The organism is Sulfitobacter sp. HI0129 (genome assembly GCF_001635395.1).
GTDB lineage: Bacteria > Pseudomonadota > Alphaproteobacteria > Rhodobacterales > Rhodobacteraceae > Sulfitobacter.
In genome coordinates this window covers 1-8,926 of sequence record NZ_LWGH01000341.1, presented here as the reverse complement: position 1 = coordinate 8,926, position 8,926 = coordinate 1, and the positions used below count along the sequence as shown (strand labels likewise).

The following is an 8,926-nucleotide window of genomic DNA, read 5'->3' as shown; positions in this document are numbered from 1 at the left end:
TTTTTCAGGAGCCGCCCCATGCGTCTGACCAGATATTTCCTGCCCGTGCTGAAGGAAAACCCCAGCGAAGCACAGATCGTGAGCCACCGGCTGATGCTGCGGGCGGGCATGATCAAACAGGCGGCGGCGGGCATCTATTCGTGGTTGCCGCTGGGCTTCAAGGTACTGCGCCGGATCGAGGATATCGTGCACGAGGAACAGGCCCGCGCGGGGCATCTTGCCATGCAGATGCCCACGATCCAGTCGGCGGATCTGTGGCGCGAAAGCGGGCGCTATGACGCCTACGGCGAGGAAATGCTGCGCATCAAGGACCGCGGCGGCCGCGACATGCTCTTTACCCCCACGGCGGAGGAGTTGGTGACGGACATCTTCCGCGCCCATGTCGGCAGCTACCGCGACCTGCCGCTCACCATGTACCAGATCCAGTGGAAATTCCGGGACGAGATTCGCCCCCGCTTCGGCGTCATGCGCGGCCGCGAATTCCTGATGAAGGACGGCTACAACTTCGACCTGACGAAAGAGGATGCGCTGCACGCCTACAACCGCCACCTCGTCAGCTACCTGCGCACCTATGAGCGCATGGGGCTGCAGGCCATTCCCATGCGCGCGGATTCGGGGCCCATCGGCGGCGACGACACCCATGAATTCCTCGTTCTGGCGGAAACGGGCGAATCGGAGGTCTTCTACGACAGCGCGGTCACGGACCTCACCTTCGGGGACCGGGACATCGATTATGACGACAAGGCCCAGTGCGCCGCGATCATGGAGGAGTTCACCCGCCTCTATGCCCGCACTGATGAAACCCATGACGCGGCCCTTTTCGACCAAATCCCTCAAGAGCGACGCCGCACCGCGCGGGGCATCGAAGTGGGGCAGATCTTCTACTTCGGCACGAAGTATTCCGACGCCATGGGTGCCACCGTTCAGGGCCCCGACGGCAAGAGCGTTCCCGTCCACATGGGCAGCCACGGCATCGGCGTCAGCCGCCTGCTGGGCGCGATCATCGAGGCGTCGCATGACGACAAAGGCATCATCTGGCCAGAGGGTGTCACCCCCTTCCACGCGGGTATCGTGAACCTCAAGCAAGGCGATGCGGAGGCCGACGCGGCCTGCGAGGCGCTCTATGCCGATCTGGTCGCGGCGGGGCTGGAGCCGCTCTACGACGACCGGGACGAACGCGCAGGCGGCAAGTTCGCGACAATGGACCTCATCGGGCTGCCGTGGCGGTTGACCGTGGGGCCGCGCGGGCTGAAGAATGGCGTGGTCGAACTGACCTCCCGGCGCACCGGCGAAAGCGAAGAGCTGCCTCCCGCCGCCGCCGTCGCCCGGCTGTCGGACATCTACAAGGGCATCGTCTGAGGGCGCTGCCGCATCATCGCCCTTCATCAGCAGGGGCAGGGGTGGGGAGCATGCACGTGACCCGAACCGACCATGATCCGGTCCCGCCCCGCGCCCGCGCCGGGTCGGCCCGATGATCTTGCGTGCGCTGGTCCTCGCTCTGGGGGTTGCGGGCGGGCTCGCCGGATCCCAGTTTCCCGAGTTTTCGCAGCAATATCTGCAACGGCTGGGCGGCGCGGTGGATGCGCTGGAAGACGTGGTCGCGGATTTCGACGCTTCCGCCACGGCGGTCGGTCTCGACCGGACGGGGGCGCTGGCGCAGATGCGCGGCACGCCTTTCATGGAACGCCGCCGCATCGACATGGCGCGCACCTTCGCCCGCTATGACGCCCTGCGGCGGGACCTTGCGATGCTGGAGGGCGAAGGCCCCTTCATGCGGGCCTACCGGCTCCCCTATATGTCGGACCCCGAGATCGCGCGGGCCGCATGGGCCGTCTACCAACCCGCGATGCCGCTCACCTTCGCGGGGCTGAGCTTTGCCGGGGCAGGGGCGCTTCTGGCCGGGCTGCTGGGCTGGGCGCTGCTGCGCATGTTGCTTTGGCCCCTTCGTCGGAGTAGGGGGGCTGCGGGGGCGGGCTGACCGCGTGTTTCGCATCGCCCGCCGCCTACCATCCCGCGCCCGCGCGCAGCCCTGTTCACCACCGCGAGACCGCATATGGCCAAGACCCCCTCGAAACCCGCACCTTTCGCGCCCTTCGAATGGATGATCGCATGGCGTTATCTCAGGGCACGGCGGGCAGAGGGCGGCGTCAGCGTCATGACGTGGATCAGCCTTGCCGGGATCACGCTGGCGGTTTTCGCGCTGATCGCCACGCTGGCGGTACGCTCCGGTTTCCGCGCCGAATTCGTGGACACGATCCTCGGTGCCAACGCCCATGTCACGATCTACAACCTCGGTGAGGTGTCCGAGACGGGGCAGGTGGACCGCACCATTCCCGATTACGCCGAAATGGCGGCCCGCGTGGCCGGGGTAGAGGGCGTCACCCGCGTGGCCCCGCTGGTGCGGGGGCAGGTCATGGCCAACATGCGCCAGCAGAACGCGGGCGTCGAAGTCTACGGCATCGCGCTGGAAGACCTGAAGACAATCCCGCGCATCGCGGGGTCGGAGAACGCGCGCGGCGATATCGACCGCTTTGACGAAGGCATCGCCATCGGCACCGGCGTGGCGCAGACGCTGGGCGCCGAAGTGGGCGACATCATCAAGCTGATCTCTCCCAATGGGGTAAAGACGGCCTTCGGCACCAGCCCGCGCGTCAACGGCTACGAGGTAGTCTATATCTTCGAGGCGGGCCGCTACGACATCGACCGCACTCGCGCCTACCTGCCGCTGGCCGAGGCGCAGTCCTTCTTCAACCGCGAAGGTGTCGCGACCGAACTGGAGGTCATGCTGGAAAATCCCGAGGCGGCGGACGATCTGGCGCTGGAGCTGTCGCTCGTCGCGGGGGAGCGCGCACAGGCCTGGACATGGCGCGACGCCTCGGGCTCCTTCCTGTCGGCGCTGGATATCGAAGACAGGGTGATGTTCGTGATCCTCAGCATCCTCGTGCTGATCGCCGCCATGAACATCGTGTCGGGCCTCATCATGCTGGTGAAGAACAAGGGCCGCGACATCGGCATCCTGCGCACCATGGGACTGACCGAAGGATCGGTGCTGCGGGTCTTCTTCATCTGCGGGGCCTTCACTGGTCTGATCGGCACGGCGCTGGGCGTGATCCTCGGCGTGCTGTTCGCGCTCTACGTGGATCAGATCTTCGCCGCCGTGAACTGGGCCTCGGGGGGCACCGCATGGGATGCCTCGATCCGGGGCATCTATTTCCTGCCGGCCAAGCTGCAACTGGGCGACGTCTTGTCGGCGGTGGCCCTGTCGCTGGGCCTGTCCTTTATCGTGACGATCTTTCCCGCGCGCCGCGCCGCGCGCATGAACCCCGTGGAGGCGCTGCGCTATGAGTGATCAGGTATTGGAACTGAGCGGCATCGCGAAGGTCTACAACAAGGGCGCGGCGAACGAGATCAACGTGTTGCGCGGCGTCGATCTGACCGTGCAGGCGGGCGAGGTCGTGGCGCTGGTGGCGCCTTCGGGCGCGGGCAAATCCACGCTGCTGCACATGGCGGGCCTGCTGGACACACCCGACGCGGGCAGCATCCGCATTTCGGGCACCGAGATGACGGGCCTGTCGGACCGCCGCCGCACCGCCGTGCGCCGCGCGGACGTGGGCTTCATTTACCAGTTCCACCATCTTCTGCCCGAGTTCACGGCGCTGGAAAACATCGTGCTGCCGCAGCTCGCCCATGGCGTGGCGCGCAGCAGCGCCGAGGATCGCGCGCGCGTCTTGCTGGCGGACGTGGGCATCGCCGCCCGCGCCGATCACCGCCCGGCGGCGCTGTCGGGCGGCGAACAGCAGCGCGTGGCCTTTTGCCGTGCGCTCGCCAATGCGCCCAAGCTGCTGCTGGCGGACGAGCCGACGGGCAACCTCGATCCCGGCACCTCCGACCAGGTGTTCAACGCGCTGATGGCGCTGGTGCGCGGCACCGGGCTTGCCGCCGTGATCGCGACGCATAACCTCGACCTCGCGGCCCGGATGGACCGGCAGATCAGGCTGGACGGCGGGCATCTCGTACCGGTCTGACCCGGACCGCCGCATTGGCCTCGTCTGCGCACAACTCGCGCGTGCAAAGTCTGGCGCAAATGACCCCGCATCAACGCGGCGCTTGACCCCACGGCAGTGCTGCGAGAAAGTCATTCCCGGCGCCATTCCCGCGCCGGGGGGACGCGCATGGTTCAGGTATCGTTGAAAGAAATCGAGACTGTCACCCAGACGGCTCTGATGGCCCATGGGGCTGACGCCTTTCCGGCGGCAGAGGTGGCGCGTGCCGTCGCCATCGCGGAAAGCCACGGCAACCGGATCTGCGGGCTCTACTATGTGGAGAGTTATTGCCAGCAGTTGCGCAGTGGCCGTGTGAAAGGCGATGCGCGGCCAGACGTGCGCACCCTGCGCTCGGCCGTGGTACTTGTCGATGCGGGTTACGGTTTTGCCCAGCCGGCCTTCAGCTACGGCTTGCCCGTGGCGCTGGATGCCGCGCGGCAGGCTGGTGTCGCTACGCTGGGCGTGGGCAAGGCGCATACCTGCACATCGCTGGGGTATTTCACCGAACAGATCGCGCTGGCCGGGATGATCGGCATCGGCTTTACCAACGCTTCGCCCATCGTCGCGGCACCGGGCGGCAAGACCCGCATCATCGGCACCAATCCCATCGCCTTTTCCGTGCCGGACGGGCAGGGCGGGGTGGCGATGCAGTTCGATCAATCCACCACCACCGTCGCATTGGGCAAGATCACCATGGCCAAGGCCGCCGGAGAGAGGATTCCCGAAGGCTGGGCGCTGGATGCCGACGGCAACCCGACCACGGACCCCGAAGCGGCGCTTGCCGGCTCTCTGGTGTCGATCGGGGCGTACAAGGGCTGGGGCTTCGGGCTGATGGCCGAGATTCTGGCCGCCGGCATGGCGGGCGGGGTCCTGTCGCAGGACGTCAAACCGCTGAAGGCGCCCGAGGGCGCGCCCCACGATCTGGGGCAATATTACATCGTCCTTGATCCCGCGACCGGCCCGAACTTTGCCGAACGATTAAGCACGCTGGCAGAGGCCTGCCAGACCGATCCGGGGGGCCGCATGCCGGGCCAGAACCGGGTGCCCTCCGATCCGGTCGACGTTGCCGACGATCTGTGGAAGCTGGTGACGGATCTCGCCGCCGCTTAGGCTGCGCCCCTGCCGCAGGGGGGAGATCAGACCTGCTGCGTCATCCAGACCCCTGCCGCCATCAACGCGATACCTGTCATCCGCGCCCAGCCCAACGGGGCGACCTGCGCCCCGAAAAGCCCGTAGTGATCTATCGCCGCCGCGCTGATCAGTTGCCCCAGCAGGACGAAGAAGATGGCGTTGCCCACGCCGAAATGCGGGGCGATATAGGTGATCGACAGCACGTAGAACGCCACGAGGAAACCGGCGAGGAACAGGTGCCGCGGTGCCGTCGCCATGCGGGCGAAGGCCTGCGGCCCCGTCACAAGCGCCAGCAGCAGGCTCACGGAAAAGGCGATCACGAAAAGAACCGTCGCCGCCGCCGCAGGGGAGCCGATGGCGCGCCCCAGCGCGGCGTTCAGCGCCGCCAGCAGGGGTATCCCGATGCCCGCCGCCAGCATGATCAGCGCGTAATGGGCCATGGGCTGCTCCTCTCATCGTCCGGTTTTGGCGGCAGAATGGCCGCGCCGACGGGCAGAGGCAAGGCTATTGGCAGATCGCGTCCAGATCGACACCGTCCCATGGCACGGTCACATCGGCGGTGGGCGCGGGCGGCAGCGGTGCCACGGGCATGACCTGCGATATCAGCGCATGCAACCGCTCGGTCCGGGGGGCCGCAGGGGCCAGCGCGCGGCAGCAGACGAACTCCTCCACGATGGAGCCCTGCTGTTCATAGCCGAAATCGCCGAAGCGCCGGTCCGCCCCGATGTCGAAAAGATAGGGGTCGTCGCTGACCGAATGTTCCGTGGCCGCCCGCAGCGGGGAATAGCCCGTCGTGCGCCGGTTCTGCCACTGCCAGACATGGGTGACCTCATGCGCGAGCAGCATGGCCGCGATCAGGTTCACCTTGTCGGGATACTCGGGCAGGTAATCGTCGAGATACCAGTCCCGGTCGAACAGGACAGTGTTCCAAAGGGCGACGGCGGCGGGTTTCGACGTCACCATCTTTTCTTCTTCGACCGGCGGCAGGATCATTTCGCGGCAGGTGGTGCGCGGGCGCGGCTTGCGCCGGAAGGTCACAGCCCGCGTCGGCGCGCCGTCATGCAGGCGCACCCGGTCAAGGTCCAGCGTCGCGCCGTGAATCGTCGACATGAACTGCCGCTCATTGGTTGTGAGCGGCCTTCCGCAGGCGGCCAACGTGAAAAGCAGAAGAAGGATGAGAGGGCGACGCATGGTCCCAGTAAGGCCCGCCACGCCCCGCAGTTCAAGCGGCAAATATCACGCCCGCCTCACGATTTGGTGGCCCGGTGCGCGCTGTCCCCGGGGCAGGGGGCAGGGCTGCCAATGGGCTTATCGTGCGAAGGTCGCCGTGGCCAGCGCCACGGTCTTGCCCGAGGGTGCTTCCGTCAATTCGGCGCGCGCGAATATCATGCTGCGGCCCGCGCGGGTGACCTCGGCGCGGGCGATCAGCGCCTCGCCGCTTGCCGGGCGTAGAAACTGCGTATCGAGCGTGACGGTCCCCACCGGGATCATCTCGCCCGCATGGCCACCGCAGGCCAGTACCATCGCGGTATCCGCCAGCGCCGTCACCGCCTGACCGGACAGGATGCCCCCCGTGCGCAGCAGATGCGGCCCGATCGGGATTGTCAGGCTCGCCCCCTCCGGTCCGATCGCGGTTACGCGCGGTTTCAGGTCCAGCACCCAGGGGGCGAAATTCGTTTCAAGGAATTGCTGTGCCTCGGCCTCTGTCATCCGGCTCCCCCTACCTTGGTCTGACGCTGATACCGCAAAGGTTGTTTGCAAATGCATGTTTCAACCAAATCGGCCAAAACACCGTGGCGCGAACAGATCAAAGCCATCTTTTGGCTCCAATTGCCCCAGTAGTTAACGGCCATTAATTGTTCAAGGAAAGATGAACCAGTGAAACTGTACAGCTACTTAGCCCGCAAGCGTTGGCCTGCGACCTACGAAGGCAAGATTCTCTTGGTCAGCTTTATCGGCGTCCATGTTCCCATGTTCGGGGCCGTGAGCTATGCGCTGACTGCAGACCCGACGCCGATCATGGCGCAACTCGACGTTCTGGCGGCCATGCTGCTGGCGACCCTTCTGGGCACGGGCGCCACCCTCTTCGTGATGCATTCGCTGCTTTCGCCGGTGCGTACCGCGTCGAAAGCCGCCCAGGCCTATCTGAAGGATCGGACATTGCCCCGCCTTCCCGTTTCCTACGAGGACGAAGCGGGCATTCTGATGAGCAGCCTGCAGGAATGCATCATCCGGTTGGACAGTTCCATCGCCTCGGCCACATACCAGTATGAGCAACTCGAACGGGAACACTCCGAGAAGTTCAACATGCTGTCGGGGATGAAACACGATTTCAGAACCCCGCTGACGCATATCCTCGGGTTCTCCGCCTTGCTGCAATCCAGCTCCAACAGCATGGCGCAGGACCCCCAGACCAAGGCCTTCGTGAAAAAGATCTCGGCCTCCGGCGAAGCCCTGCTGCAGACGCTGAATTCGGTTCTGGAAATGTCGGACGTGGAAAGCCGACGCCAGATCGAAGAGGACAGCGAGCCTTGCAATCTGACCGAAATCGTCAACAAGGCGATTGATCTGGAGCACCTCCATTCCGAAAAGGCAGGCGTCTCCGTTGCAATGGATACCCCCGGCCATCAGGAGGTCTTCCTGATAAGGTCCGCGGCGGAAACGCTGGTCTCCACCATGCTGCATGCCGCGACCTGCACCGCCTCCGACGGGGGAAGCATCGAAATCCGCACAGGCGAAGGGTCCGACGGCGTCCGGATCACCGTGCACAGCAATGTGGGCCAGTTCCAGCTTGAGGATGTTCCCCAGAACCTCGCCTATCAACTCACCGATCTTGAATCGAACAGCGGGACGATCGGCAGGCTGTCAGAGGGGTCGACCCCGATTACCCTGCGCCTGTCCCTGATCGATACGCTGGCCAAGGCACTGGGGGGCGAGTTCGTGATCACCCAGAGCCTCAGCCATGGTATCAACCTCACGGTGATGATCCCGCAGGCGGGCGATCTGGGGGTCAGCCCGCTCGGTAACGCTGCGTGAAACAGGATGGCTTATCCCGGTCTGCGCCCTGCAGGTCGGGATGAGCCTTGATCCGCGCGCAACAGGTCCGCGCTACTCCGCCACCAGACCGGAGTTGTATTTGTAGGTATCCCAGTCCGGCTTGTAGTCGTCATCCGCCTGATTGCCCCAGACGGTCCAGTTCTTGCGTCGCCCGCGCCCGAACAACTCCAGGTAAGGCCCGGGAGAGCAGGCTTCGATGATGTCGTATTGCTCATCGGGCTTGCGGGAATGTTCGCGCTTGCGACTCGCGAAAAGGTTCACCTGCCTGCGCCCCGGCGGCAGGGTCCGCGCGTTCTTGCCCCGCACCCCGAACAGCACGATTTCGGTCACGTTGCGGAAATAGAACCCCACGCCGCGCCCGTCCGAACCGCCGTCCTTGCGGACCTTGTGCCAGATCAGGTTTGACTTGTACTCGAACCCCCATGCGCGCATCACCTCCAGCCCGTCGGGCAGCAGCGCGTTGGGCACCCAGATGTAGCAATGCGCCGGTTCGGCAAGGTGTTCCGCCACCGGCAGCGCGCAGATATCCGCAAGCTCCATGGTCGGGTAGCGCGCCAGCCGCTTGTGCTCGGGCGCGACCTTGCCGGTCCGGTTCGCAAAGCGCCACGGCGGGTCCGCCATGATGGTGGAAAAACGTTTACCGTCCAGAAAGCTGCGCAGATCGTCGGATGCTTCTTGCGTCATGTGCCCCCCCC

General features: G+C 65.4%; 10 protein-coding genes. 6 read left to right on the top strand and 4 right to left on the bottom strand.

Annotated elements, in window-relative coordinates; genetic code table 11:
• Nucleotides 1-18: 18 nt before the first annotated feature.
• The 5 genes from proS (at nucleotide 19) to A3764_RS08560 (ending at nucleotide 5,153) form a co-directional block, all read left to right on the top strand.
• Entirely contained in the window at nucleotides 19-1,359 is a 1,341-nt protein-coding gene (gene proS / locus A3764_RS08580) for a proline--tRNA ligase (RefSeq protein ID WP_067923591.1), read from the top strand.
• 112 nt (nucleotides 1,360-1,471) lie between these two features.
• Complete coding sequence (locus A3764_RS08575; protein WP_067923588.1) at nucleotides 1,472-1,978, top strand: DUF2937 family protein; 507 nt, start codon at nucleotides 1,472-1,474, stop codon at nucleotides 1,976-1,978.
• A gap of 75 nt (nucleotides 1,979-2,053) precedes the next feature.
• Nucleotides 2,054-3,349: a lipoprotein-releasing ABC transporter permease subunit gene (locus A3764_RS08570; RefSeq protein ID WP_067923585.1), complete on the top strand. Its 1,296-nt coding sequence runs from the start codon at nucleotides 2,054-2,056 to the stop codon at nucleotides 3,347-3,349.
• Entirely contained in the window at nucleotides 3,342-4,025 is a 684-nt protein-coding gene (locus A3764_RS08565) for an ABC transporter ATP-binding protein (RefSeq protein WP_067923582.1), read from the top strand. Before A3764_RS08570 ends, A3764_RS08565 begins: the two co-directional genes overlap by 8 nt.
• 147 nt (nucleotides 4,026-4,172) lie before the next feature.
• Nucleotides 4,173-5,153, top strand: a complete 981-nt coding sequence (locus A3764_RS08560; protein WP_067951485.1) for an Ldh family oxidoreductase — start codon at nucleotides 4,173-4,175, stop codon at nucleotides 5,151-5,153.
• Between the two features lie 26 nt (nucleotides 5,154-5,179).
• Here the strand turns inward: A3764_RS08560 and A3764_RS08555 are convergent, their stop codons facing one another.
• From A3764_RS08555 to A3764_RS08545, 3 genes are all read right to left on the bottom strand, one after another.
• Nucleotides 5,180-5,614, bottom strand: coding sequence for a DMT family transporter (locus A3764_RS08555; RefSeq protein WP_067921210.1), 435 nt, complete (start codon nucleotides 5,612-5,614; stop codon nucleotides 5,180-5,182).
• A gap of 64 nt (nucleotides 5,615-5,678) precedes the next feature.
• Nucleotides 5,679-6,365: a hypothetical protein gene (locus A3764_RS08550; protein WP_067921215.1), complete on the bottom strand. Its 687-nt coding sequence runs from the start codon at nucleotides 6,363-6,365 to the stop codon at nucleotides 5,679-5,681.
• A 117-nt stretch (nucleotides 6,366-6,482) separates the two neighbouring features.
• Nucleotides 6,483-6,884 carry a PaaI family thioesterase gene (locus A3764_RS08545; protein ID WP_067921208.1) on the bottom strand — a complete coding sequence of 134 codons (402 nt, stop codon included), beginning with the start codon at nucleotides 6,882-6,884 and terminating at the stop codon, nucleotides 6,483-6,485.
• 168 nt (nucleotides 6,885-7,052) lie between these two features.
• On the opposite strand from A3764_RS08545, the gene A3764_RS08540 reads away from it, so the two are divergent.
• A complete protein-coding gene (locus A3764_RS08540) occupies nucleotides 7,053-8,210 on the top strand; it encodes a sensor histidine kinase (protein WP_067921205.1) in 1,158 nt (385 codons plus the stop codon).
• Between the two features lie 72 nt (nucleotides 8,211-8,282).
• On the opposite strand, the gene A3764_RS08535 is transcribed toward A3764_RS08540, so the two are convergent.
• On the bottom strand, nucleotides 8,283-8,915 hold the full coding sequence (locus A3764_RS08535) for an MT-A70 family methyltransferase (protein ID WP_067921203.1): 633 nt from the start codon (nucleotides 8,913-8,915) through the stop codon (nucleotides 8,283-8,285).
• Nucleotides 8,916-8,926 lie beyond the last annotated feature (11 nt).

Coding starts and splice junctions, on each gene's coding strand:
- proS (WP_067923591.1), top strand. CDS start 19: ATGCGTCTGACCAGATATTTCCTGCCCGTGCTGAAGGAAAACCCCAGC.
- A3764_RS08575 (WP_067923588.1), top strand. CDS start 1,472: ATGATCTTGCGTGCGCTGGTCCTCGCTCTGGGGGTTGCGGGCGGGCTC.
- A3764_RS08570 (WP_067923585.1), top strand. CDS start 2,054: ATGGCCAAGACCCCCTCGAAACCCGCACCTTTCGCGCCCTTCGAATGG.
- A3764_RS08565 (WP_067923582.1), top strand. CDS start 3,342: ATGAGTGATCAGGTATTGGAACTGAGCGGCATCGCGAAGGTCTACAAC.
- A3764_RS08560 (WP_067951485.1), top strand. CDS start 4,173: ATGGTTCAGGTATCGTTGAAAGAAATCGAGACTGTCACCCAGACGGCT.
- A3764_RS08555 (WP_067921210.1), bottom strand. CDS start 5,614: ATGGCCCATTACGCGCTGATCATGCTGGCGGCGGGCATCGGGATACCC.
- A3764_RS08550 (WP_067921215.1), bottom strand. CDS start 6,365: ATGCGTCGCCCTCTCATCCTTCTTCTGCTTTTCACGTTGGCCGCCTGC.
- A3764_RS08545 (WP_067921208.1), bottom strand. CDS start 6,884: ATGACAGAGGCCGAGGCACAGCAATTCCTTGAAACGAATTTCGCCCCC.
- A3764_RS08535 (WP_067921203.1), bottom strand. CDS start 8,915: ATGACGCAAGAAGCATCCGACGATCTGCGCAGCTTTCTGGACGGTAAA.